We start from the raw sequence: 24,386 nt of genomic DNA on the forward strand, positions 1-24,386 counted from the left end.
TGCCGCCTAGTGGAACTTGGCCGGCGAGGCTTCCGCGTCCTCGGGCAGTTCGGCGTGCACCAGTTCGCCCAGCGGATTCGGAAAGTAGGGCGCGCCGCAGTCTTCACAGTACTCGGGAGGCAGCACGCCGGGGATGCGGCGCACTTCGGTGACGCCGTATTCCTTGAGCAGCGCGGCGATCTCGTCCACCACGTCGGGCTGGCCTTCGTCAGCCGGCAGGTCTTCCTCGCGCCCATACAGCGGCCAGACGCAGCCGTAGTACACGTCGTTGCTGCTGCGCGCGGTGAAGCCGATGCGGTACTCGTCGATGCGGCTTTCGCCGCAGCCGGCCACCACCGCGCGCAACTGGGAGGCTTCCAGGCTGACCGCGCCCTCGAGCCAGCTGACCGCTGCACGCAGCGACAGCGGGCGCACGCGCCGGTCGGCTTCACGGTTGCTGACATAGTAGGCGTCGGGCAGCAGGGCTTCGAAACCGCAGCCCGGCAGCAGATTGGCGAGGGTCGGCTGGGCCTGCGCCGCCCATTGTTCCTGGCAGGCATCGCGGCTGGCGTCGGCTTCGCCCAGCTGTTCCTGCCAGCGGAAGATCGGCTCGCCTTCGGGCACCGCGACGGCCGCCACGATGTAGCGCGTATCGGCCAGCATGTTGGCCGTTTCGGTCTCGGTGTTCAAGGCGGGCTTGGCGGTTTCTGCGCCCAGCGCCTGGGTGCCCAGGCGCTGCAGCCATTGCCAGGTTTCGGAGAAGGTGCGCGGCATCTGGTCCACGCTGACCAGCACCGGCATCAGCGAGCTGCGGGCCTTGCTGGACAGGACATGCCCATGCAATTGCGCCATCAGGGCCTGTTGCGCGCCGGCGGCGATCGGGCCGGTCGGAATGGCGTAGCGGGTCCAGGCGACGATGGGGGCCACGACCAGCAAAATGTCGTAGTGGACGCCATTTTTCTCGATCTTCATCGATTCGGACAGGGTTTCGGCCTGTTCGATCAGGATCTCGTATGCGCCCACGTCGCTCTGGGCGAGGTGGTCCAGGGCCGCTTCCAGGGGGGCATCCTGCCCCGCCTTCAGCAGCTTCGGAATCGCTACGCCAAGCTGGTTCTCCCAGAACACGTCTTCGAGGCGGCTGCCCGAGCGGTTGAGCGCCTGGGCAAGCGCGACCAGTTTGGCGGCGTCACGGGTGAGGCGGGGAGCGGATTGGCTGCGGGATCGGGCCATAACTTCGGGGAGCGTCCAGTAAGTGTGCAACTGTGTAGTTTAACGCCCGGCGCGGACGGCGGCGCGCACCTCCGGCGGCGGGGCGCAACAACGGCGCCACGGTGTGATTGATGCTAAATAAGCAACAGATAATGCCGAGTCAAGTGGTTTATTGCTGAGAAGAATCGGCGGAAAATCTAGCCATCTACTCAATATCAGGAGGCACCGCCATGCGTTGGCCTACGCTTTTCGTATCCCATGGATCCCCCATGCTCGCCGTGGAACCCGGACTGACCGGCCCGGCGCTCGCCGCCTGGAGCGCCGAGCAGGGCCGCAAGCCCAAGGGCATCCTGGTGGTCTCGCCGCACTGGATGGGCGAGGGCCTGGCGCTGTCCACCCGCGACCGCCAGGTGGCCTGGCACGATTTCGGCGGCTTTCCGCCGGAACTCTATGAATTGCAGTACACGGCCCCCGGTTCGCCGGAGTTGGCGGCGCGGGTGCAGGCCCTGCTGGCCGACTCGGGTATCGCTGCAGACCTGGACCCCCGACGGCCGCTGGACCATGGCGCCTGGGTGCCACTGCGCTACCTCTATCCGGAAGCGGACGTGCCGGTGGTGCAACTGTCCCTGGACATGGGGCGCGACGCGGCTGGCCAACTGGAACTGGGCCGCGCGCTGGCCCGGCTGCGGGACGAAGACATCCTGGTCATCGGCTCCGGTTCGCTGACGCATAACCTGCGCCACGTGCGCATGCCGCAAGACGCGCCCGCGCTGCCTTACGTGCCGGCTTTCCAGCAGTGGTACGCGGACAAGCTGAGCGGCCATGACCTGGCGGCGCTCTTGGATTGGGAGGCTCAGGCGCCGGGCGCGGCGCAGGCCCATCCGCACGACGACCACCTGATGCCCTTGTACGTGGCGCTGGGTGCAGGCGGAGCCGGTTTCCGGCGCCTGACCGACGAAATCTCGTACGGCGCGCTGGCGATGGATGCCTACGAGTTCGCGGACTGATCCCAAGCGCGGCCGCGGTGCCGCGCAGGCCGCAATGAAAATGGCCCGGGAACCTCGCGGTTCCCGGGCCATTGCTTTGCCTGTCAGAGGATCAGGCAGCCAGCAGCTGGCGCAGCACGAAGGGCAGGATGCCGCCGTGCTGGTAGTAGTCCACCTCGATCGGGGTGTCGATGCGCAGCAGCACCGTGACGTCCTGCTTCGATCCGTCCTTGCGGGTGATCGTCAGCGTCACGTCCTGCATCGGCTTGATGCCGTTTTCCAGGCCGGAAATGTCGTAGGTTTCCTCGCCGGTGATGCCCAGCGACTGCACGCTGTCCGCGCCCTTGAACTGCAGGGGCAGCACGCCCATGCCGACCAGGTTGCTGCGGTGGATGCGTTCGAAGCTGCGGGTGATCACGGCCTTCACGCCCAGCAGCTGGGTGCCCTTGGCCGCCCAGTCGCGCGACGAGCCGGTGCCGTACTCTTCGCCGCCGAACACCACGGTGGGGGTGCCCGCGCCGACGTACTTCATGGCTGCGTCATAGATGGACATCTGTTCGCCGGTGGGCTGGAACAGGGTGTCGCCGCCCTCGAAGCGGCTGCCGTCCGGCAGCGCCGGAATCATGAGGTTCTTGATGCGCACGTTGGCGAAGGTGCCGCGCATCATGATTTCGTGGTTGCCGCGGCGTGAGCCGTAGCTGTTGAAGTCGGCCTTCATGACGCCGTTTTCCTTCAGCCACTTGCCCGCGGGCGAGGTCTCCTTGATGGAGCCGGCCGGCGAGATGTGGTCGGTGGTGACCGAGTCGCCGAACACGCCCAGCGCACGGGCGTTCTTGACCGTCGGCATCGCGCCCGGCGTCATGCCGAAGCCGTCAAAGAAGGGCGGCTCGGCGATGTAGGTGGAATCAGGCCAGTTGTACGTGTCGCCGGTCACGCCCTTGATGTTCTCCCAGAGTTGGCCGGGATTGCTCTTGACCTGGCCGTAGTTGGCCTCGAAGGCCTTGGGATCCAGGGCGTACTTCAGCAGCGATTCGATTTCCTCGGTGGTCGGCCAGATGTCGCCCAGCCACACGTCGCCGTTCTTGCCGCGGCCCACGGGCTCGGTCATCAGGTCGCGCGTGACGGTGCCGGCCAGGGCGTAGGCCACGACCAGCGGGGGCGAGGCCAGGAAGTTGGCCTTGATGTTCGGGTGGATGCGGGCCTCGAAGTTGCGGTTGCCCGAGAGCACGGCCGAGCAGATCAGGTCGTTGCCGGTGATGGCTTCGTTCAGGTCCGGGGTCAGGTCGCCGGCGTTGCCGATGCAGGTCGTGCAGCCGTAGGCGGCCACGTCGAAGCCCAGCTTTTCCAGGTAGGGCAGGAGGCCCGTCTTGGTCAGGTATTCGGTGACCACGCGCGATCCGGGGGCCAGCGAGGTCTTGATGTGCTTGGGCACCGTCATGCCGGCTTCCACGGCCTTCTTGGCCAGCAGGCCGGCCGCCAGCAGCACGCTGGGGTTGGAGGTGTTGGTGCAGGACGTGATGGCGGCGATCAGGACGTCGCCGTTCTTGACCTGGGTGCCAGCGCTGGTGGTGAAGGTCTGGCCCAGCTTTTCGGCGGGCTGATTGAAGCCGTTTTCAGCTACCGGCTTGGAGTACAGGTCGATGAAGGTGTTCTTGACGTTGCCGATCTCGATGCGGTCCTGCGGACGCTTCGGGCCCGCCAGCGACGGCGCGACGGTGGACAGGTCCAGCGTCAGCAGCTTGGTGAAATTGATGTCCTTTGCCTTGGGCACGCCGAACATCTTCTGGGCCTTGAAATAGGCCTCGAAGGCGGCGATTTCGTCTTCGGTGCGGCCGGTGCCGCGGAAGTAGTCGATGGTGCGCTCGTCGACCGGGAAGAAGCCCATGGTGGCGCCGTACTCCGGCGCCATGTTGCCGATGGTGGCGCGTTCGGCCACCGACAGGCTGGCGGTGCCTTCGCCGCAGAATTCGACGAACTTGCCCACCACCTTCTCGCGGCGCAGCATTTCGGTGATGGTCAGCACCAGGTCGGTGGCGGTGACGCCGCCGCGCAGCTTGCCCTTGAGTTCCACGCCGACCACGTCGGGGGTCAGGAAGTACACGGGCTGGCCCAGCATGCCGGCCTCGGCTTCGATGCCGCCCACGCCCCAGCCCACCACGCCGATGCCGTTGATCATGGTGGTGTGGCTGTCGGTGCCCACCAGGGAATCCGGGTAGTAGACGTTGTTCTTCTTGTCCAGGTGCACGCCGCGCGCCAGGTATTCCAGGTTGACCTGGTGGACGATGCCGAAGCCCGGAGGCACGACGCCGAAGGTGTCGAACGCCTGCATGCCCCACTTCATGAACTGGTAGCGCTCTTGGTTGCGCTTGAATTCCAGCTTCATGTTCAGGTCCAGCGCATTCTTGGTGCCGAAGTAGTCGATCATGACCGAGTGGTCCACCACCAGGTCCACCGGCACCAGCGGCTCGATGCTCTTGGGGCTCTTGCCCATCTTGTCGGCCACGGAACGCATGGCGGCGATGTCGGCGAGCAGCGGCACGCCGGTGAAGTCCTGCAGCACCACGCGGGCCACCACGAACGGAATTTCGTCTTCGCGCTTGGCATTGGCCTGCCAGTTCGCCAACTGCCTGACGTGCTCTTCGGTGACCTTCTTGCCGTCGCAGTTGCGCAGCACGGATTCCAGCACGATGCGGATCGAAACCGGGAGCCGCTGCACGTCGATGCCGAGGGACTTGCCCAGCGCCGGCAGCGAATAGTACTGACAGGATTTATTGCCGATCTTGAAATTCTTGAGGGTGTCTAGGGTGTTGTGCGGCATGATGGACTCCGTGGTTTTGCCCGGTTGAAGCCGGCATTTTCTGGCGTTTTTGCGCATTTGTCATTCTATGTGAGACTGGCGCCTGCGCAGCCGTATGTCTTATATCTTATATAAGACTTGAGCGAACCGCCAAAGTTCCCCTACTGCGATCAGGGGCGGGCGGCCGTTGGCCCAAACCGATACTCTGGCCGAGGCGTGCGCGGGTCGCAAGCCTCTTTTATCAAGAAAGTCCTACGCGGATGTTGCGGCCCTGCGAGGGAAGGCGGGTCTACGCAAGGAATTCGCGCAGCAGCACGGTCAGCTCGCTGCGCAGGAAATCGACGACCGCGCGCTGGGCGGTCGATGGATAAGGGTTGGGCGTGGTCAGGATGAACAACTTGTCGCCTGGCCCCAGGGCTTGGTATGCGGGCAGCACCGGCGTCAGCCGGCCCGCGGCAAGGTCCTCATGCACCACGTAGGCCGGCAGCAGCGCGACGCCCGCGCCGGCGCGCGCGGCTTGCGCCAGGAACGGGAAGTACTCTGATTGCAGCCGCGGCGCGAGCTTGGCCTCATGCAGCTGGTCCTTGCGCCGCAGCCGCAGCGTGACCTGGGGCCTGGGGGCGGGCGGGCCCAGGAAGTGCAGGCGGCCGAGATCGCGCGGATGAGCCGGCGGGCCGAACTGCTGCAGATAGGAGGGCGCCGCGCACAGCACCCATTTGACGTCGCCCAGCGCGCGCGCCACGTAATCCTGCGGCGGGGTCGTCATGACCCGCAATGCCACGTCGATTTCCGACGAAATCAGGTCGCTCACCCGGTTTGAGAACAGCACGCGCAAGGTCAGCGACGGATGGCGCAGGGCGAAGCTCACCAGCAGCGGACGCAATTGGTCCAGTTCCCCCAATCCGGTGGGGATGCTCAGCCGGACGTGGCCCGCGGGCTCGGATCCGAGCTTCTGCAACGCATGGCGGGCGGATTCGACTTCGTGCGCCATGCGCGCGCCGTGCTCGTACAGCACAGAGCCTTGTTGCGTCAGTTCCAGCCGCCGGGTGCTGCGGCGGATGAGCTGGGCGCCGAAGGCGCGTTCCAGCTTCTGCAGATTGCGGCTTACGTGCGAACGGGTCACGCCGTGGCGCACCGCCGCCTCGCTCAAGGTGCCGGCGTCGACGATGGTGACGAACAGCTGTATCAGGTTGAGGTCCAGCGCGGGCAGGGCGGGCATGCGCAGTCCTATTGTTGACTGTGAGGAAACATAGTTTACGCAAGCTGCGGGATTGTCGCGGCATGGCGGCGGTTGATATTCTGGCCACCATCGCAAAGGAGACCAGACCATGCCCCAAAACCCGTCCGGCGGGATGTCCCCGCAAACCATGTTCCGCGCCGATCTATTTCGCGGCGAGCGCATCCTCGTCACCGGGGGCGGCACCGGCCTGGGCTACGCCATGGCCGAGCGCCTGGCGTCGTTGGGCGCCGCGCTGCACCTGTGGGGACGCCGCGCCGCCGTGCTGGAAGAAGCCGCCGCCGGGCTGCGCGCACGTTACGGCGCCGAGGTCCACGTTCAGGCGGTGGATATCCGGGATGCCGAGGCCGTGGACGCCGCCGTCGACGCCATCTGGACCGGGCACGGTCCGCTGACGGGCCTCATCAACAACGCCGCGGGCAATTTCATCAGCCCCACTGAAAAACTGTCGCCGCGCGGCTTCAACGCCATTGCCGACACCGTGTTCCGCGGCACTTTCTACACGACCCAGGCCGTGGGCAAGCGCTGGATCGCGCAAGGCACGGGCGGGGCGGTGCTGTCCATCGTGGTGACCTGGGTCTGGACCGGTTCGCCCTTCGTGGTGCCCTCGGCCATGTCCAAGGCCGGCATAGACGCCATGACCAAGTCGCTGGCCATCGAATGGGGCCGCCACGGCATCCGGCTGAACGCCATCGCGCCGGGCGTGATTCCGACCGAAGGGGCCAGCGCGCGGCTGCGGCCCAAGGACTCGGGCGCGGACGCGCAGACGCAGCAGAATCCGATGCGGCGCCTGGGCACCGGACATGACATCGGCGAGCTGGCGGCCTTCCTGCTGAGTCCGGGCTATGACTGGATCAACGGCCAGACCATTGCGCTGGACGGCGGCGACTATCTGGCCAACGGCGCTTACTTCAAGCAGTACGCGGAATGGAGCGACGCGGACTGGGCCGCCGCGCGCCAGGCCATCGAAGCGCGCACCGCGCAGGACAAGGCGCAGCGCAGCACGGGGGGCGCATGACAGGCAGCACCATCCACGCGGGCGGCGACCGCCTGTCGGGCGCGGCGCTGGCCGCACGCGGCGAACAGGTTGCCGCCGGGCTGGCGGCAATGGGCGTGCGAGAAGGCGACGTGATCGCCGTGCTATTGCGCAACGGCCTGCCTTATCTGGAGATCATCCAGGCCTGCAAGCGGCTGGGCTGCTACTACTGCCCGATCAATTGGCATTTCACCGCGGCGGAAGTGGCATTCCTCATCGAAGACAGCGGCGCCCGCCTGCTGGTCGCGCACGACGACCTGTGGCTTCCGCTGCGCGATGCGCTGCCCGCCGGCCTGCCGGTGCTGCTGGCCGGTCCCGGCGCGGCGCAATCAGGGCATGCCGACTACGACGCCTGGCGCGACCGCCAACAGCCCTACGACGGCCCGCGCGTGGCGCCGCGCGGTCATATGGCCTATACCTCGGGCACCACCGGTCGGCCCAAGGGCGTGGTGCGCGCGCCGTTCCCGCTGGAACACCTGGGGCGCCACCTGCACCAGGTCGAAGCGGTGGTGGAGACGGCCTACGGCCTGCGCCCGGGATCGCGCGCGCTGCTGCCCGCGCCGATCTACCACAGTGCGCCCAGCGTATTCGCGCAGGTCGCCCTGCGGGTCTGCGAGACCTTCGTGCTGACGGACAGGTTCGATCCCGTGGAAGTCCTGCGCCTGATCGAGGCCCACCGCATCGATACGGTGTATCTGGTGCCCATCATGTACGTGCGCCTCTTGAAGCTGGACGCCGCCACCCGCGCCGCGCACGACCTGTCGTCGCTGCGCTTCGTGGCCTCGACCGGCGCGCCCTGCGCGCCGGAAATCAAGCGCGCCATGATCGAATGGCTGGGACCGGTCATCCATGAAACCTATGCGTCGAGCGAGGCGGGCATGGTCACCGTCATCGATTCGCACGAAGCGCTCGCCCGTCCCGGTAGCGCCGGCCGGCCTATCGGCGGCGCGCAGGTCAGGATCTATGGCGAAGACGGATCGCCCTGCGCGGCGGGCCAGGTCGGGCGGATCTACGTGCGCCAGCCGGCCTACGCGGACTTCACCTATCGCAACAACCCGCAGGCCCGCGCCGAAGTGGAGAAGGACGGACTCATCGGTCTGGGCGACCTGGGCTATCTGGACGCGGACGGCTATCTCTATGTGTGCGACCGCGAATCGGACCTGGTGATCTCGGGCGGCGTGAACATCTATCCCGCCGAGGTCGAGCACCAGCTGATGCAGTATCCGGGCGTGGCGGATTGCGCGGTGTTCGGGGTGCCCGACGACGAATACGGCGAGCGGCTGATGGCGCTGGTGCAGCCCTCGGCGGGCGCCGCGCCCGACCCCGAGGCGCTGAGGCTATGGTTGGGTGAACGGATCGCGCGCTACAAGGTGCCGCGTGAACTGCAACTGCGCGCGGAACTGCCGCGCGACGACAACGGGAAGATCGCCAAGCGCCGGCTGCGCGCCGAATTCTGGGCGGGCAGGCAGCGCCAGGTATAGCAGGGCGGCGCATCGCCGCAACAACAAAACCCACAAGGGAGACAGGCATGGCAATCAGGCTGAACCTCAGGCTGCGTCGCATCGCGACCGCGGCGATCGTCGCGCTCGCGGCTCCGGCCGCCGCGCTGGCGGCATTTCCGGACAAACCGGTCAAACTGGTCGTGCCCTATACGCCGGGCGGCTCCGCGGACCAATTGTCGCGGGTGCTGGCCGAAGGCATGTCGCGCGACCTTGGGCAACCCGTGGTGGTGGAGAACAAACCCGGCGCCAATACGATGGTCGCGGCGACCCAGGTGGCCAGGTCGGCGCCGGACGGATACACGGTTTTCCTCGCCAGCAACGCCAGCATGGTGCTCAATCCCATGCTTTATCAACGCATCGCCTATGACGCCGCGCGCGACTTCCGCGTGTTCGGCATCGCTGCCGAGCTGCCGCTGGTGGTCGTGGCGAACAACGAGGTCCCAGCGGGCACGCTGGCCGAGTTCGTCACTTATGCCAAGGCCCGGCCCGGCAAACTGAACTACGCCTCCGTGGGCATAGGCAATCCGCTGCAGTTGGCGACCGAACTGCTGAAATCGCGCACGGGCATGGACGTGGCGCATATCCCGTATAACGGCAGCGCGCCGGCCCTGACCTCGCTGATGGGCAATGACACGCAGCTCATGGTGGACGTGATCAGCACCTCGCTGCCGCTGGTGCGGGAACGCAAGATCAAGGCGCTGGCCGTCACGACCAGCGAGCGGCTGGCCGTGCTGCCGGAGGTGCCGACCGTGGCGGAAAGCGGCTTTCCGGGATTCCGCGCCGCCACCTGGTTCGGTCTGGCCGTGCCGCGCGCCGTGCCGCAGGCCGAAGCGCAGCGCTTGCAGGCGGCGCTGGACAAGGTGCTGAAGGATCCGGCATTCCGCGGCCGTTTTGAACCCCTGGGCCTGGTGATCCAGGCGCCCCGCAGCCAGGCAGAGATCGATGCCTACGTGCAGGAAGACCGCCAGCGCTGGGGCGCGGTGATCGAAGCCAATCGCATCAAGCTGGACTGAGGCGGCCACGGCCGGCCGGCCCACGCCGCCTGGCCGTCGGCGCCGTCAGGCCTTCTTGCCGCCGCGGCGCGCCTTGCGCGTGACATTGCGCCGCGACATCTCGGAGTCCAGGATCAACCGGCCTTCGAGCTTGCCGTGCATGCGCTTGACCGAACGCATCGCGTCCTGCATGTGTTCGCTCATCAAGTCGCGCACCTTTTCCACGTCGCGCTCGCGCGCCGCAGCCAGGATCTTGCGGTGAAAGCCCGTATTGGCGCTGCCGAAACGCTGCTGCTCGGATAGCGGCATCTCGTTGTCGAACACGGTCAGCTGCCGGATCATTTCGTTGGTCATCTCGCAGCTGAAGCGCAGGAACGGGTTGGGGCAGGCCGCCGCGAAGATGTCGTGGAAATTGATTTCTTCCTGGCGCTGCGCCAGCGGGTCATCGACGTGCTCGGCCGACGGATCGCAGCAGGCGATGTTCTCCTCCAGCGCAGCGAAATGCGCGTCCGTCAGGAACGGCACCGCGCTGGCCGCGAGCTCGGGCTCCAGCAGCTTGCGCACCTGGTAGATGTCCTCGATCCGCACTTCCTTGAAGAACAGGTAGTTCTGCATCAGCTGGAAGGTGCGGTCCAGCGGCACCTCGACCACGGTGCCGCCGCCGCCCGGTCCGGTGCTGACCTTGACCAGCCCCTGCACCTCCAGCGACTTGAGCGCTTCGCGCATGGTGCTTTTGCTGACCGAGAACATGCTTTGCAGCTCGCTTTCGCGCGGCAGCTTGTCGCCCGGCAACAGGTTCTTGGCCGTGATCAGCCGCTTGATCTCTTCGGCGACCAGGTCGCTGCGCTTGGGCGGACTCGACGCGCCCGCGGCTTGTAGGTCGTGACTGTTGAACGCCATTGCGTTCCTCCGTTGCTGCGTGGTGTGCGCGGGGCATGCCCCGGGCGGGTTCTGCGCGGACCCCGGGTTATACCTGATGCGCCCGCTATTGACAGAGCCGGCTCGCCAAACTGATCATGATAATAATCCTATTTATCATGATAAATAGGATGGTAGTCGCAGTATAGGCATGAGCGCCGGGACTTGCGAATACGCCCACGCGGCGGCAGCCCTGGCACGGGAGCTTGGAGCAGACAGAGTCGGAATGGGGACGCGCATGGTGCGCGCTCGACATCGTCAATATGCCGCGGCACCGCCAGCGGCAGCCAGGGAGAACCATCTTGAATCGCCGCAACCTGCTGAAATTGGCCGCGCTTGGCGCCGTGCCCGGATCACTCTGGACCGCCCGGTCCGCGCTGGCGCAAGCCGACGCCATCCAGTTCGGGTGTCCGGTGCCCATGTCGGGCGCCTTTGCCGCCAACGGCAAATACGCCGACCTGGGCATGAAACTGGCGCTGGAGCAGTATGGCCGCGCGCTGGACCGGCCGCTGGCCTATACCGTGCTGGACACCGAGGGCAAGCCGGCCACGGCGGTGCGCAAGGTCCAGGAAGTCTCGCAACAGAAGGGCGTCAAGTTCTTCGCCGGCGGCATCCTGTCGTCCGAAGCGCTGGCCATGGGCAAGGAAGTCGAGCGCGCCGGCGGCGTCTTCATCACCACCGCGGGCGCGGACGAAATCACCGGCAAGGACTGCAACCGGGCCACCTTCCGCTGGTCCGTGCCCACCTTTGGCGCCATCGAGCAGACCGTGCGTCCCTTGCTCGAAAAGCTGCCCAACGCCAAGCGCTGGTACACCATCACGCCGCAATACGTGTTCGGCGACGGCCTGCTCAGCGCGGCCAAGGCGATCTTCAAGGAAAAGGGCATCGAGCATGTGGGCAACAGCTATCACTCGCTGACCGAGAAGGAATTCAGCGGCTACCTCACCAACGCCATGGCCGCCAAGCCGGACGTGCTGCTGATCCTGAACTTCGGCTCGCAGTCCTCCGACACGCTGCGCCAGGCCGTCAGCTTCGGCATGAAGCAGAACTGCACCATCCTGGTGGCCTGGGCTTCGGGCCTGGAACAGTTCGAAGGCCTGGGCGCGGACCTGTGCGAAGGCGTGTACTTCGGGGCGCAGTACTGGCACGGCATCGACTCGCCGCTCAACAAGGAACTGGTACAGCTGTCCCGCGACAAGACGCGCGCCAATCCCAATTACAGCCTGGCGGGCTCCTACATCTGCACCCGCATCATGCTGGACGCCATCGCCCGGGCCGGCAGCGCCGACCCGGCCAAGGTGATCGCCGTCATGGAGGGCATGGCCTACGAGGGCCTGACGGGCAAGGAGGAAATCCGCAAGGAAGACCACCAGGTCCTGAAGAACTACTACCTGCTCAAGGGCCGCGCCAAGAAGGACATGAAGGACAAGGACGATTACGCCGAGATCGTGCATAGCGGCCGTTCCTTCCTGCCGCCCGCGGAAACCGGCTGCAAGCTGTAGCCCGCCCCTGAGGCGGGCGGCCGTGGGCGCGTCGCGTCCGCGGCCGCCGCGCGCCCCGCGGCCTTCCGTTACCTCCACCGGGCATACCCATGAACGTCTATCTCCTCCAGATCATCAATGGGATCGGGGTAGGCATGCTGTACTTCCTTCTGGCAGTCGGCCTGTCCATCGTCTTCGGTCTGTTGCGCTTCGTGAACTTCGCCCACGGGGCGTTCTATCTGCTGGGCGCCTACTTCTGTTTCCAGGCCATCCAGTGGGGCCTGAATTTCTGGCTCGCGCTGGCCATCGTGCCGCTGCTGGTGGGCGCCGGCGCCTGGGTCGTGGAGAAAGTGCTGCTGCGCCACGTCTACGCGCAGGCGCATGAATTCCACATCCTGATCACCGTCGGCCTGGCGCTGGTCCTGCAGGAACTGGTCATCGTGATCTGGGGGCCGATAGGCGACAACGTCGCCGCACCCTCGGCCCTGCAGGGCGTGGTCATGTGGGGCAGCTTCATCTATCCCAAGTACCGTCTGTTCGTGATCGGCTTCACCGCTGTCTTCTCGTTGCTGCTCTGGTATGTGCTGGAAGGCACGCGGCTGGGCAGCGCGGTGCGCGCGGGCAGCGAATCGACCGAAATGGTGTCCATGCTGGGCATCAATGTGTTCCGCATGTTCAGCCTGGTCTTCGCGCTGGGCGCGGCGACCGCCGCCCTGGCCGGGGTGTTGGCCGCGCCCATACGCGGCGTCGAACCCTTCATGGGCATCGAGGCCCTGGGCATCGCCTTCGTCATCGTGGTGGTGGGCGGCATGGGCAGCTTCTTCGGCGCGCTGGTCGGCGGCCTCCTGATCGGCGTGGTGCAGAGCGTGATGAGCACGCTCTGGCCGGAAGGCGCGCGGCTGATGATCTATGTGGCGATGGCGGCGGTGCTGCTGCTGCGTCCCCACGGCCTGATGGGGAGAGGATGATGACGCGCTTGAAATCTCATGCCCAATTGCTGCTGGCGCTGGCCGTGGTGCTGCTGTTGCCGCTGTGCATGCAGTCGGGCTCGCTGGCCACGGAAGTGCTGATCTACGCGCTGGCGGTGCTGGGCTGCAATCTGCTGCTGGGTTTCACCGGGCTGTTGTCGTTCGGCCAGGGCATCTTCTTCGGCCTGGGCAGCTATGCCGTCGGCATCCTGTTGACGCGTACCGGCCTGCCGATGCCGCTGGCGTTGCTGGCGGCGATGGCGGTGGGCGCGCTGGGCGCGACGCTGGTGGGCTGGTTCGCCATCCGCCAGCGCGGCACCTACTTCGTGATGCTGACGCTGGCCTTCGCGCAGATGTTCTACTTCCTGGCGTACAGCCTGCCTGACCTGACCGGCGGCGACAATGGCCTGCTGGACGTGCCGCGTCCGGCGCTGTCGGTGGCGGGCCTGCAGCTCATGCCGCTGGCCACGCCCTGGCAGTTCTACGCCTTCGTGGCGGTGTGCTTCCTGGCGATATTCTGGCTGCTGCTGCGCGTGACCAACTCGGTGTTCGGCCGCACGCTGCTGGCGATCCGCGACAACGAGGCGCGCGCCATGGCGGTGGGCTACAACGTGCGCCTATTCAAGTTGGCGGCTTTCGCCATCTCGGGCGCCGTCACCGCGCTGGCGGGCGCCTTCCTGGCGATGATGACCGGCATCGCGCCGCTGTCCAGCATTGAATACCACAGCAGCGAGATGATCCTGGTCATGACGGTCATCGGCGGCACCGGCAACCTGTTCGCTTCAGTGCTGGGGGCAGCTTTCTACGTGCTGTTCGCGGACTGGCTTTCCACCTTGTGGCCGCGCTGGCTGATGCTGCTGGGCTTCCTGCTGATCGCGGTCAGCCTGTTCATGCAGAAGGGGCTGTGGGGGCTGGGAGAACGCATCTGGCTGGCGCTGCGGCGCAAGCCTGCCGGCGGCGAGCCGGCCGCCAAGGAGGGACGCGCATGAATCCGCAACATTCCGCGCCGCTGCTGCAGGCCAGGGGCATCGTCAAGCGCTTCGGCAAGTTCGTGGCCCTGCATGGGGTCGATCTGCAAGTGCAGCCGCGCACGGTGCACTCCGTCATCGGCCCGAACGGCGCGGGCAAGACCACACTGTTCCATACGCTGACGGGCACCTTGCGCACCAGCGAGGGCAGCATCGTGTTCGACGGCCATGACGTGACGCAGGAGGCCGATTATCAACGGGTGCAGCGCGGCATCGCGCGCTCTTTCCAGGTCACCAGCCTGTTCGCCAACCTGTCGGTGCAGGAGAACCTGCGGCTGGCGGCGCAGGGCGCGCATCGCGCCGGCGCCTTCGACTGCTGGCATCCGCCCACCGGCCCGCGGGCGCAGCGCGAGATCGTCGACGCGGCGCTGGAACGGCTGGGCCTGTCGCGGCTGGCCAAGGTGGCGGCGGGCGCGCTGTCGCACGGCCAGCAGCGGCGCCTGGAAGTGGGCATGGCGCTGGCCGCCCGGCCGCGCGCGATTTTCCTGGACGAGCCCACCTCGGGCATGGGGGTGGACGACCTGGATGAGATGAAGCGCTTGATCCGCAGCCTGCGCGACGATCACACGGTGGTGCTGATCGAGCACAACATGAACATCGTGATGGATATCTCCGACACGATCACCGTGATGCAGCAGGGCCGCGTGCTGGTCGAAGGCACGCCTGCCGCGATCCGCAGCGACGAGCGGGTGCGCGCCGCGTACCTGGGCAACATGATCACGGGAGGCCGGGCATGATGCTGCATGTCGACGCCGTACACAGCTATTACGGCAAGAGCCATATTCTGCAAGGCGTGTCGCTCGAGCTGCCGCAGGGCGAGGTGATCACGCTGCTCGGGCGCAACGGCGCGGGCAAGTCGACCACGCTCAAGACCATCGCCGGCGTGATCGCGCCCAAGGGCGGCGCGGTGCGCTACGGCGGACGCGACATCGCCGGGCTGCCGGCGCACAAGATCGCGTCCATGGGGATCTGCCTGGTGCCCGAGCACCGCGGCATCTTCAAGCTGCTGACGGTCGAGGAAAACCTCAAGCTGGGCATGCGCCGCGATTCGCCCTGGCAGCTGGAAGACGTCTACCGCATCTTTCCCCGCCTGAAGGAGCGGCGCAGGAACGGCGGCGGCCAGTTGTCCGGCGGCGAACAGCAGATGCTGGCCATCGGGCGCGCGCTCATGAACCATCCGCGCGTGCTGATGCTGGACGAGCCGGTCGAAGGCCTGGCGCCGGTGATCGTCGAGGAGATCGTGGCGCAGATCAAGTCCATCAAGCAGGCCGGCGTCACCATCCTGCTGGTGGAGCAGAACCTGGAAGTCTGCACGCAGCTGGCCGACCGTCATTTCATCATCGAGCAGGGATCCATCGTCTACCAAGGCAGCAACGCGGCCTTCATGGCGGACGAAAACGTGAAGGACCGATACCTGGGCGTGGGCGTCTAGGGACCGCCTGCGCCGCGCAACCGAAGCAAGGGAAACACCATGGAAATGAACACATTGGAGGCCGTCAGCGGCATCCGCATCGATGGCAGCCGCCTCTGGAATTCGCTGATGGAATTGGCCCGCATCGGCGCCACCGACAAGGGCGGCGTGTGCCGGCTGGCGCTGAGCGACCTGGACCGGCAGGGCCGCGACCTGGTCTGCGCCTGGGCTCGTGAGCTGGGCTGCAGTGTGCGCGTGGACGCCATCGGCAACATCTTCATGCGTCGCCCCGGCCTGCGCGATGACTTGCCCGCCGTGATGACCGGCAGCCATATCGACACCCAGCCCACCGGCGGAAAATTCGACGGCAACTATGGGGTGCTTGCAGGCATCGAGGTCCTGCGCACGCTGCACGAACGCGGCATTGCCACCGAGGCGCCGCTGGAAGTGGTGGTGTGGACCAACGAGGAAGGCTCGCGCTTCGTACCCGTGATGATGGGTTCCGGCGTGTACGCCGGCGCTTTCACGCTGGAGCACGCGCTGGCTGCGCGCGACCGCGACAGCGTCAGCGTGGATGAAGCGCTGCGCGCCATCGGCTACGCCGGTCCGGAACCCGCGCGGCCCGGGGATGTCGGCGCCTACTTCGAGGCACACATCGAGCAAGGCCCCATCCTGGAGGACCGCGGCATCACCATCGGTTCGGTGCAGGGCGCCCTGGGGCAGCGCTGGTACGACGTCGCCATCACCGGCCAGGAGGCGCATGCGGGGCCCACGCCCATGGAACTGCGCCGCGACGCCTTGCTGGCCGCGTCCAGGCTGGTGCTTGAGGTCAACCGGATCGCGCTGGAGCATGCGCCGCATGGCCGCGGCACGGTTGGCTGCATCGACAGCTTCCCGAACTCGCGCAACGTGATTCCCGGCCGCGTGGCGCTTACCGTAGACCTGCGCGCCGCCGACGACGCCACGTTGGACAGCATGGCCGCGGCGTTTGCGCGCGTCTGCGAGGAACTGGCCGAGCCGGGCCGCTTCCAGGTCGACAGCAAGGAGGTCGTGTACTTCCCGCCGCAGCCCTTCGAGCCGCGCCTGGTGCAGGCGATCCGCGACGGCGCGGCCACGCTGGGCCTGGATTCGCTGGACGTGATCAGCGGCGCGGGCCATGACGCCGTCTACATGGCGCGGGTGGCGCCCACCGCCATGATCTTCGTGCCGTGCAAGGACGGCATCAGCCACAACGAGATCGAGGACGCGCAGCCCGAGCACCTGGAGGCGGGCTGCAATGTGCTGCTGCACGCCATGCTGCGCTGCTGCGGGCGCATCCAGTTTTCCGATGGGGGCGCGCAATGAAGGCGCTGATCGCGAGGTTGAACCACGAGACCAATACCTTCTCGCCGGTTCCCACGCCGCTGTCCGCCTTCGGCAACGGCGGCCCCGCCTACGATGCGGCGGCCTATGAAGAGAACAAGGGCAAGCGCACCGCGATGTCGGCGTTCATCGACCTGGCCGAAGCGCGCGGCGCCGAACTGGTCACCCCCGTGTCGGCCACCGCCTATCCCAGCGGCCGCGTCGATGGCCAGGCCTATGCCGAGCTATGCGACCGCATCGTGGCCGCAGCGCCAGGCTGCGACGTCATCCTGCTGGACCTGCATGGCGCCATGGCGGTGGAGACCACCGATGACGGCGAGGGCGACCTGCTTGAACGGCTGCGCGCCGCCGCGCCTGGCGTGCCGGTTGCCGTGGCGCTGGATCTGCACGGCAACGTCACGCAGAAGATGATGGACAACGCCGACGTCATCGTCAGCTTCAAGACCTATCCCCACATCGACATGTACGAAACCGGCGAACACGCCGGCAGGCTGCTGTTTGCGGGCATCGACGGCCGATGCAAGCCGCTCATGGCGTGGCGCCGGTTGCCGCTGGTGTCGCATTCCCTGCGCAGCAACACGGCCGAAGGCGCCATGCGCGCCGCCGTCGTAGCGGCGCGCCAGGCAGAGGCCGCGGGGGCGCTGGGCGTGTCGGTGCTGGCGGGCTTCGGCCTGGCCGACATCCCGCATCCCTGCGTCAGCGTGGTCGTGGTGGCCGACGGCGACCGCGCCGAGGCGGAGCGCGTGGCGGGCGAGATCGCCTCCCTGATCTGGGAGCAGCGCGACGGATTCTTCTATGACAGCGAGCCGCTGGCCGAGTCGCTGGCGCGCGCCAAGGTCCTGGCCGAAGGCGCAAGCAAGCCGGTGCTGCTGCTGGACCATGGCGACAATTGCATGAGCGGCGGCACTTGCGACACCCTGGACGTGCTGATGGCCGCGCTGGATGCGGGCCTGGAAGGCATACAGGCGGGGCTGTACTGCGATCCCGAGGCGGTAGCCGAATTGACCCGCGCCGGCGTCGGCGCCACGGTCGAGCTGCCGGTAGGCAACAAGCGCGCCATCGGCGAAATCGGCCGGGAGGCGCAGCCCGTCACGCTGCGCGGCACCGTGCGCGCGCTGAGCAATGGCGAGTACCTGATCACCGGGCCGACCTATACCGGGCAACTGGCCTGCATGGGCCGCAGCGCGGTGCTGGACATAGGCGGCGCGCAGCTGGTGCTGACCGAGCAGACCCACGAACCCTGGGATCTGGGCGTGTTCCAGAGTCTTGGACTGGATCCGTCCCGCGCCCGTTACGTGCTGGTGAAGTCGCGCATGTACTGCCGCCCGGTGTTCGTGCCGATCTCCCAGGCGCTGGTCGAATGTGACAGCCCCGGCGTGACCAGCTCCGACTGGTCGCTGTTCGAATTCCGCAGACGCGCGCGGCCGCTGTACCCGCTGGAACCCATGGCGGCGGCGGACTACGATCCTCGCGCGGGCGGCCGATAGACCCGCCGGAAAGAGCAGGGCGCCACAAGCGGCAGCTGTGGCGCCCGGGCAACGAACATTCTCAAACAAAAAGTAACATAAATGAGAATGATTCCGTTTGCCGTAGAATGGGGCGCTCAGCAATTCCAGTCCCCTTTGGTGCAGCCGGCCCGGCAAGGCCCTGGCCTTCCGGCACATTCCAGACGCATCCGTAATTCTTAGTGCGCGCGTGACCCCATCGGGATTTTGATCTCTGCCTGCGAACTTCCCGACATGAAAATCCGAACTCTTGCCTGCATGGCCGCCGCGCTGCCGTGCTATCTCCCCGTTGTCCACGCCCAATCCGCGTCCGATCAGGCCGGCTCCGTCGTTTCCATGGACGCCATCAAGGTCGAAGCCAGCGCCGATGCCTCGGCCGGCGGCCTGGCCGAACCCTTTGCCGGCGGGCAGGTCGCCCGGGGCGGCCGCGTCGGTTTGCTGGGTACGCAGGACCTGATGGACACGCCATTCAGCATCACCAGCTACACCAATGAACTGATCCAGGACCGGCAGGCCCGCAGCGTGGGCGACGTGCTGCAGAACGACCCGGGCGTGCGCGTGGCCCGCGGCTTCGGCAACTTCCAGGAGTCGTACTTCATCCGCGGCTTCATCCTGGGTTCGGACGACGTGGCCTACAACGGCCTCTACAGCCTGCTGCCGCGCCAATACATCGCCACCGAACTGTTCGAACGCGTGGAGGTCCTGCGCGGCGCGTCCACCTTCCTGACGGGCGCGGCGCCCGGCGGCGGCGGCATCGGCGGGGTGATCAACCTGGTGCCCAAGCGCGCGCCGAACGAACCTCTGACCCGTGTTACCACCGGCGTGTCCAGCGGCGGGCAGTTCCAGTTGTCCACCGACATTGCTCGCCGCTTTGGCCCGGGCGACAGCACCGGCATCCGGCTCAACGCCGCACAGCGCAGCGGCGATACCGGTATCGACGATGAACATTCCCGTACCAGCCTGGTATCGCTGGGCCTGGATTGGCGTTCGGCCGACACCCGTTTGTCTGCCGATATCGGCTGGCAGGAGAACAAGCTCAAGCGCGCGCGTCCCAACGTGACGCTGGGCGCCGGCGTCACCAAGGTGCCCGACGCGCCCGACGCCAGCTCCAACTATGCGCAGCCCTGGTCGTATTCGAACGAGCGCGACGTCTTCGGCACCGTGCGCGGCGAACATGATTTCAGCGACAAGCTGACCGCCTACGCGGCCTTTGGCATGCGCCGCAGCGATGAAGCGAATTCGCTGGGCAACGTCACGCTGACCAACGGCAGCACGGGGGCGGGCACCTTCTACCGCTTCGACAATACCCGCGAAGACAGCGTGAACACGGGCGAACTGGGCCTGCGCGGTAAACTGCGCACGGGGCCGGTAGGCCACGAGTTCGTCGTGTCGGCATCCTTCTTCGACCTGAAGAAGAAAAATGCCTATGTGATGGACTGGCAGAACACGTATCCCACCAATATCTACAACCCGATTTCGTATGACAAGCCGCCATTCAGCGCCACCGCGCTGCGTGGCAACGACCTGGACGATCCGGCGCTGCAAGGCCGCACCCGCCTGAGCAGCTACGCCATCGGCGACACGCTGTCGTTCCTGGACGACAAGGTGCTGCTCACGGCGGGCATCCGCCATCAGCGCTTGTCGCAACGCGACTACGCGTACAACACCGGCAAGGAAAACGGCGCCTACGACGCCAGCCATAATTCGCCCGCCGCGGGCCTGGTCGTCAAGGTCGCGCCCAGCGTTTCGCTGTACGCGAACTACATCGAGGCGCTGGTCGCGGGACCGACCGCCCCGGCCAATGCCGGCGGCAAGCCGGTGCCCAACGCCGGCCAGAGCCTGCCGCCCTTCGTCTCCAAGCAGAAGGAAATCGGCGCGAAGTATGAAGGCGACGGACTGGGCGCGGGACTCGCGCTGTTCTCGACCGACAAGCCGCGCGCCATGTACAACGCCAGCAACGAACTGACCACGTCCGGCAAGGACCGCCATCAGGGCGTGGAGCTCACCATGTACGGCGAGCCCGTCAAGAGCGTGCGCCTGTTGGGCGGCCTGACTTGGCTGGACGCCACGCAGCGCTCCACCGGTAACCCGTCCATCGACGGCAACCGCGTGATCGGCGTGCCGCGCTTCCAGGCGAACATGGGCGTGGAATGGGACATCCCCGGCGTGCCGGGCCTGGCGGTGGATGGCCGCGTGGTCTATACCGGTTCGTCCTACGCGGACGACGCCAACACGCTCAAGGTGCCGGGCTGGACCCGCTTCGATGCGGGCCTGCGCTACATGATGGACGTGGACGGCCACGTCGTGACCCTGCGCGCCCGTGTGGACAACATCGCCAACCGCAACTACTGGTCGTCGGTGGGCGGTTATCCGGGTAACGGCTATCTGGTGCTGGGCGGACCGCGCACCTTCTCGCTCAGCGCGAGCATGGACTTCTGAGTTCAGGCGGCGGCGTTCACCAGAACCAGCCGCCGCGCGTGAGGTCGCTCTCGCAGCTCTTGTACTGCGCGGCGAACTTCTGGGCCCGTGCCTGCACTTTCTGCGACACGGTCTTGAGCCAGGCCTTGCGGTCGTAGCTGCGGTTGCGGTAGCCGGTCCAGCCTTCGTGGTAGTTCAGGTATTGGCCATAGGCGTCGGACTTGGACACGCCGTTGATGCGCTGGGTCTTGTTCATGTACCAGCCCATGAAATCCAGCGCGTCGGCGAAGTCGTCGCGGCTGGAGCCCCAGCCGCCGGCATCTTTCTTGTAGTCGTCCCAGGTCTCGTCCTTGACCTGGGCGTAACCGTAGGCGGAACTGACGCGTCCCCAGGGGATGAAGCCCAGGAAGTAATAGCGCGGCGGCACGGCGTCATGCTTGAAGGAGGACTCCTGGTACATCATGGCCATGGGCACCGGCACGGGCGCACCCCATTTCTTCTGCACCTTCAGGGCGGCATCGTGCCAGTCCGGCTTTTCGCGAAAGATGGCGCAGATGTTCTCGGGATTCGAGGGCGGCGCGGTGGCGCAGCCGGCAAGCGCCAGCAATAGCAGCGGCGGCAGCAAAAGCCGGGTCATTGGCGGTCTTCCTCCGGAGATCGGGGCAGGGTTGGGGGCGGATGTCACAAGTTACCGCGATTGTATGAAAACGTATCGCGAAAAAAGTTCCGTCCCTGAAATTCTCCGACCTGTGCCACATGCGCCAGGCAAAGAAAAACGGCCCCGGATTGCTCCGGGGCCGTGTTGCAGGCGATGCAGCCAGGCTGCGCTGCCCGATGCTTAGACTTCGATGACGTCAGCCACGTCCTTGTAGTCCGCGATCTTGTCGAAGTTCAGGTACTGGTAGATCTGGTCGCCGCTCTTGTTGATGACGCCCATGTCGGCCATGTACTCGTCCTTGGTCGGGATGCGGCCCAGCTTCGAGCAGATGGCGGCCAGTTCGGCCGAACCCAGGTACACGTTGGTGTTCTTGCCCAGGCGGTTCGGGAAGTTGCGGGTGCTGGTCGACATGACGGTCGCGCCTTCGCGCACCTGTGCCTGGTTGCCCATGCACAGCGAGCAGCCCGGCATTTCCGTGCGGGCGCCGGCGGTGCCGAACACGCCGTAGTGGCCTTCCTCGGTCAGCTGGGTGGCGTCCATCTTGGTCGGGGGGGCGACCCACAGCTTGACCGGGATGTCGCGCTTGCCTTCCAGCAGCTTGGAGGCTGCGCGGAAGTGGCCGATGTTGGTCATGCAGCTGCCGATGAACACTTCGTCGATCTTGGCGCCAGCGACTTCCGACAGCGTCTTCACGTCGTCAGGGTCGTTCGGGCAGGCCACGATGGGCTCGTGCACGTCGGCCAGGTCGATCTCGATCACGGCGGCGTATTCGGCGTCGGCGTCCGGCTCCAGCAGCTTGGGATCGGCCAGCCAGGCTTCCATGGCCTTGATGCGGCGGCCCAGCGTGCGCTCGTCTTCGTAACCGTTGGCGATCATCCACTTCAGCATCACGATGTTGCTGTTGATGTACTCGATGATCGGTTCCTTGTTCAGGCGCACCGAGCAGCCGGCGGCCGAACGTTCGGCGGAAGCGTCCGACAGTTCAAAGGCTTGTTCGACCTTCAAGTCGGGCAGGCCTTCGATTTCCAGGATGCGGCCGGAGAAGATGTTCTTCTTGCCTTGCTTGGCAACCGTCAGCAGGCCTTGCTTGATGGCGTACAGCGGAATCGCGTTGACCAGGTCGCGCAGGGTCACGCCGGGCTGCAGCTTGCCCTTGAAGCGGACCAGCACCGATTCCGGCATGTCCAGCGGCATCACGCCGGTGGCGGCGGCAAAGGCGACCAGGCCCGAGCCGGCCGGGAAAGAGATGCCGATGGGGAAGCGGGTGTGCGAGTCGCCGCCGGTGCCGACGGTGTCGGGCAACAGCATGCGGTTGAGCCACGAGTGGATCACGCCGTCGCCCGGGCGCAGCGAGACGCCGCCGCGGGTGCTGATGAATTCCGGCAGCGTGTGGTGCGTCTTGACGTCCACGGGCTTCGGATAGGCGGCGGTGTGGCAGAACGACTGCATCACCAGGTCGGCCGAGAAGCCCAGGCAGGCCAGATCCTTCAGTTCGTCGCGGGTCATGGGGCCGGTGGTGTCCTGGCTGCCGACCGAGGTCATCTTCGGTTCGCAGTAGGTGCCCGGGCGGATGCCCTTGCCTTCGGCCAGGCCGCAGGCGCGGCCGACCATCTTCTGGGCCAGCGTGTAACCGCGGCCGGTGTCGGCGGGGTCCTTGGGGAGGCGGAACAGCGTCGAGGCCGGCAGGCCCAGCGCTTCGCGCGCCTTGGCGGTCAGGCCGCGGCCGATGATCAGCGGAATGCGGCCGCCGGCGCGCACTTCGTCGAACAGCACGTCGGACTTCACTTCGAATTCGGCGATGACTTCGCCGTTCTTCAGGGCGCGGCCTTCATAGGGGCGCAGTTCGACCACGTCGCCCATTTCCATCTTGGAAACGTCGAGTTCGATCGGCAGGGCGCCGGCGTCTTCCATGGTGTTGTAGAAGATCGGGGCGATCTTGTTGCCCAGGCACACGCCGCCGAAACGCTTGTTCGGCACGAAGGGGATGTCTTCGCCGGTGAACCACAGCACCGAGTTGGTGGCCGACTTGCGCGACGACCCCGTACCCACCACGTCGCCGACGTAGGCGACCAGGTGGCCCTTTTCCTTCAGGGATTCGATGAACTTGACCGGACCGCGCTTGCCGTCTTCTTCCGGTTCGAACGCGGCGCCGTCGCGCTTGTTCTTCAGCATCGCCAGGGCGTGCATCGGGATGTCGGGGCGGGTGGTGGCGTCGGGAGCCGGCGACAGGTCGTCGGTGTTGGTTTCGCCAGGCACCTTGAAGACGGTGATGGTCAGGCTCTGCGGCAGTTCCGGACGGCTGGTGAACCATTCGGCGTCGGCCCAGCTTTGCATCACGGACTTGGCGTTGGCGTTGCCCTTGTCCGCCTTTTCCTTCACGTCGTGGAAGGCGTCGAACATCAACAGGGTCTTCTTCAGCGCATCGGCGGCGATGGTGCCGATTTCAGCGTCGTCCAGCAGGTCGACCAGCGGGCCAATGTTGTAGCCGCCCAGCATGGTGCCGAGCAGTTCAGTCGCCTTGGCGCGGCTGATCAGCGCACAAGCTTCCTTGCCCAGCGCCACGGCAGCCAGGTACGAAGCCTTGACCTTGGCGGCGTCGTCCACGCCGGCGGGCACGCGGTGGGTCAGCAGGTCGACCAGGTTCTGCTCCTCGCCAGCGGGCGGGTTCTTGAGCAGTTCGATCAGTTCAGCGGTTTGTTTGGCCGTAAGGGGCAGCGGGGGGATCCCCAGAGCCGCGCGTTCGGCAACGTGTTGGCGGTAATTATCCAGCATGTGAGGCCTGCTCAAAGTCGGGTTGGAAGAAGGGTTGTTCGCCGAATTGTAGAGGGAACAGGGGGACGCAAGCAAATGTCTTATATCTTATATAAGACTTGAGCCCATAGCTGTTGCTTAAGGGCGA

Annotated in this window: 18 protein-coding genes; 12 read left to right on the forward strand and 6 right to left on the reverse strand. The window is 66.3% G+C overall.

Annotated elements, in window-relative coordinates; translation table 11 throughout:
* Nucleotides 1–6: 6 nt before the first annotated feature.
* On the reverse strand, nucleotides 7–1,209 hold the full coding sequence (locus HV766_RS21010) for a DUF2863 family protein (protein WP_054452990.1): 1,203 nt from the start codon (nucleotides 1,207–1,209) through the stop codon (nucleotides 7–9).
* A gap of 209 nt (nucleotides 1,210–1,418) precedes the next feature.
* Between HV766_RS21010 and HV766_RS21015 the strand changes: the two genes are divergently transcribed.
* Complete coding sequence (locus HV766_RS21015; RefSeq protein WP_082400875.1) at nucleotides 1,419–2,195, forward strand: DODA-type extradiol aromatic ring-opening family dioxygenase; 777 nt, start codon at nucleotides 1,419–1,421, stop codon at nucleotides 2,193–2,195.
* Nucleotides 2,196–2,286: 91 nt separating this feature from the next.
* Here the strand turns inward: HV766_RS21015 and acnA are convergent, their stop codons facing one another.
* Nucleotides 2,287–4,992, reverse strand: coding sequence for an aconitate hydratase AcnA (gene acnA / locus HV766_RS21020; RefSeq protein WP_119450009.1), 2,706 nt, complete (start codon nucleotides 4,990–4,992; stop codon nucleotides 2,287–2,289).
* A gap of 268 nt (nucleotides 4,993–5,260) precedes the next feature.
* Nucleotides 5,261–6,190, reverse strand: a complete 930-nt coding sequence (locus HV766_RS21025) for a LysR family transcriptional regulator (RefSeq protein WP_175181777.1) — start codon at nucleotides 6,188–6,190, stop codon at nucleotides 5,261–5,263.
* A gap of 148 nt (nucleotides 6,191–6,338) precedes the next feature.
* On the opposite strand from HV766_RS21025, the gene HV766_RS21030 reads away from it, so the two are divergent.
* From HV766_RS21030 to HV766_RS21040, 3 genes are read left to right on the forward strand one after another with little or no spacing between them, the layout of a single operon-like run.
* Nucleotides 6,339–7,226 carry an SDR family oxidoreductase gene (locus HV766_RS21030; RefSeq protein ID WP_054453670.1) on the forward strand — a complete coding sequence of 296 codons (888 nt, stop codon included), beginning with the start codon at nucleotides 6,339–6,341 and terminating at the stop codon, nucleotides 7,224–7,226.
* Complete coding sequence (locus HV766_RS21035; protein ID WP_175181778.1) at nucleotides 7,223–8,725, forward strand: AMP-binding protein; 1,503 nt, start codon at nucleotides 7,223–7,225, stop codon at nucleotides 8,723–8,725. The genes HV766_RS21030 and HV766_RS21035 overlap by 4 nt, the downstream gene beginning before the upstream one ends.
* A 47-nt stretch (nucleotides 8,726–8,772) precedes the next feature.
* The gene (locus tag HV766_RS21040; RefSeq protein ID WP_175181779.1) at nucleotides 8,773–9,759 is read left to right on the forward strand and encodes a Bug family tripartite tricarboxylate transporter substrate binding protein; all 987 of its coding nucleotides are present in this window, start codon (nucleotides 8,773–8,775) and stop codon (nucleotides 9,757–9,759) included.
* A 45-nt stretch (nucleotides 9,760–9,804) separates the two neighbouring features.
* On the opposite strand, the gene HV766_RS21045 is transcribed toward HV766_RS21040, so the two are convergent.
* Entirely contained in the window at nucleotides 9,805–10,638 is an 834-nt protein-coding gene (locus HV766_RS21045; RefSeq protein WP_054452979.1) for a FadR/GntR family transcriptional regulator, read from the reverse strand.
* A gap of 320 nt (nucleotides 10,639–10,958) precedes the next feature.
* Between HV766_RS21045 and HV766_RS21050 the strand changes: the two genes are divergently transcribed.
* From HV766_RS21050 to HV766_RS21085, 8 genes are all read left to right on the forward strand, one after another.
* Nucleotides 10,959–12,158: an ABC transporter substrate-binding protein gene (locus tag HV766_RS21050; protein ID WP_054452977.1), complete on the forward strand. Its 1,200-nt coding sequence runs from the start codon at nucleotides 10,959–10,961 to the stop codon at nucleotides 12,156–12,158.
* 89 nt (nucleotides 12,159–12,247) lie between these two features.
* Nucleotides 12,248–13,105, forward strand: coding sequence for a branched-chain amino acid ABC transporter permease (locus tag HV766_RS21055; RefSeq protein ID WP_054452975.1), 858 nt, complete (start codon nucleotides 12,248–12,250; stop codon nucleotides 13,103–13,105).
* Nucleotides 13,105–14,094 (forward strand): branched-chain amino acid ABC transporter permease, encoded by a 990-nt coding sequence (locus HV766_RS21060; protein ID WP_054452973.1) that lies wholly within the window; start codon nucleotides 13,105–13,107, stop codon nucleotides 14,092–14,094. The genes HV766_RS21055 and HV766_RS21060 overlap by 1 nt, the downstream gene beginning before the upstream one ends.
* Complete coding sequence (locus tag HV766_RS21065; protein WP_054452971.1) at nucleotides 14,091–14,870, forward strand: ABC transporter ATP-binding protein; 780 nt, start codon at nucleotides 14,091–14,093, stop codon at nucleotides 14,868–14,870. Before HV766_RS21060 ends, HV766_RS21065 begins: the two co-directional genes overlap by 4 nt.
* Nucleotides 14,867–15,565: an ABC transporter ATP-binding protein gene (locus HV766_RS21070; protein WP_054452969.1), complete on the forward strand. Its 699-nt coding sequence runs from the start codon at nucleotides 14,867–14,869 to the stop codon at nucleotides 15,563–15,565. Before HV766_RS21065 ends, HV766_RS21070 begins: the two co-directional genes overlap by 4 nt.
* 39 nt (nucleotides 15,566–15,604) lie before the next feature.
* Nucleotides 15,605–16,888 (forward strand): Zn-dependent hydrolase, encoded by a 1,284-nt coding sequence (locus HV766_RS21075; protein ID WP_175181780.1) that lies wholly within the window; start codon nucleotides 15,605–15,607, stop codon nucleotides 16,886–16,888.
* Nucleotides 16,885–18,393, forward strand: a complete 1,509-nt coding sequence (locus HV766_RS21080) for a M81 family metallopeptidase (protein WP_175181781.1) — start codon at nucleotides 16,885–16,887, stop codon at nucleotides 18,391–18,393. Before HV766_RS21075 ends, HV766_RS21080 begins: the two co-directional genes overlap by 4 nt.
* A 252-nt stretch (nucleotides 18,394–18,645) precedes the next feature.
* Entirely contained in the window at nucleotides 18,646–20,850 is a 2,205-nt protein-coding gene (locus HV766_RS21085) for a TonB-dependent receptor (protein WP_054452964.1), read from the forward strand.
* A 16-nt stretch (nucleotides 20,851–20,866) separates the two neighbouring features.
* Here the strand turns inward: HV766_RS21085 and HV766_RS21090 are convergent, their stop codons facing one another.
* Nucleotides 20,867–21,466, reverse strand: coding sequence for a transglycosylase SLT domain-containing protein (locus HV766_RS21090; protein WP_054452962.1), 600 nt, complete (start codon nucleotides 21,464–21,466; stop codon nucleotides 20,867–20,869).
* A 201-nt stretch (nucleotides 21,467–21,667) separates the two neighbouring features.
* Nucleotides 21,668–24,259, reverse strand: coding sequence for a bifunctional aconitate hydratase 2/2-methylisocitrate dehydratase (acnB, locus tag HV766_RS21095; protein WP_054452959.1), 2,592 nt, complete (start codon nucleotides 24,257–24,259; stop codon nucleotides 21,668–21,670).
* Nucleotides 24,260–24,386 lie beyond the last annotated feature (127 nt).

The organism is Achromobacter aegrifaciens (genome assembly GCF_902859735.1).
Classification (GTDB): Bacteria; Pseudomonadota; Gammaproteobacteria; order Burkholderiales; family Burkholderiaceae_B; genus Achromobacter; species Achromobacter aegrifaciens.

Coding starts and splice junctions, on each gene's coding strand:
- HV766_RS21060 (WP_054452973.1), top strand. CDS start 13,105: ATGACGCGCTTGAAATCTCATGCCCAATTGCTGCTGGCGCTGGCCGTG.
- HV766_RS21085 (WP_054452964.1), top strand. CDS start 18,646: ATGAAAATCCGAACTCTTGCCTGCATGGCCGCCGCGCTGCCGTGCTAT.
- HV766_RS21090 (WP_054452962.1), bottom strand. CDS start 21,466: ATGACCCGGCTTTTGCTGCCGCCGCTGCTATTGCTGGCGCTTGCCGGC.
- HV766_RS21040 (WP_175181779.1), top strand. CDS start 8,773: ATGGCAATCAGGCTGAACCTCAGGCTGCGTCGCATCGCGACCGCGGCG.
- HV766_RS21030 (WP_054453670.1), top strand. CDS start 6,339: ATGTTCCGCGCCGATCTATTTCGCGGCGAGCGCATCCTCGTCACCGGG.
- HV766_RS21045 (WP_054452979.1), bottom strand. CDS start 10,638: ATGGCGTTCAACAGTCACGACCTACAAGCCGCGGGCGCGTCGAGTCCG.
- acnA (WP_119450009.1), bottom strand. CDS start 4,992: ATGCCGCACAACACCCTAGACACCCTCAAGAATTTCAAGATCGGCAAT.
- HV766_RS21010 (WP_054452990.1), bottom strand. CDS start 1,209: ATGGCCCGATCCCGCAGCCAATCCGCTCCCCGCCTCACCCGTGACGCC.
- HV766_RS21035 (WP_175181778.1), top strand. CDS start 7,223: ATGACAGGCAGCACCATCCACGCGGGCGGCGACCGCCTGTCGGGCGCG.
- HV766_RS21015 (WP_082400875.1), top strand. CDS start 1,419: ATGCGTTGGCCTACGCTTTTCGTATCCCATGGATCCCCCATGCTCGCC.
- acnB (WP_054452959.1), bottom strand. CDS start 24,259: ATGCTGGATAATTACCGCCAACACGTTGCCGAACGCGCGGCTCTGGGG.
- HV766_RS21070 (WP_054452969.1), top strand. CDS start 14,867: ATGATGCTGCATGTCGACGCCGTACACAGCTATTACGGCAAGAGCCAT.
- HV766_RS21025 (WP_175181777.1), bottom strand. CDS start 6,190: ATGCCCGCCCTGCCCGCGCTGGACCTCAACCTGATACAGCTGTTCGTC.
- HV766_RS21080 (WP_175181781.1), top strand. CDS start 16,885: ATGAAGGCGCTGATCGCGAGGTTGAACCACGAGACCAATACCTTCTCG.
- HV766_RS21065 (WP_054452971.1), top strand. CDS start 14,091: ATGAATCCGCAACATTCCGCGCCGCTGCTGCAGGCCAGGGGCATCGTC.
- HV766_RS21075 (WP_175181780.1), top strand. CDS start 15,605: ATGGAAATGAACACATTGGAGGCCGTCAGCGGCATCCGCATCGATGGC.
- HV766_RS21055 (WP_054452975.1), top strand. CDS start 12,248: ATGAACGTCTATCTCCTCCAGATCATCAATGGGATCGGGGTAGGCATG.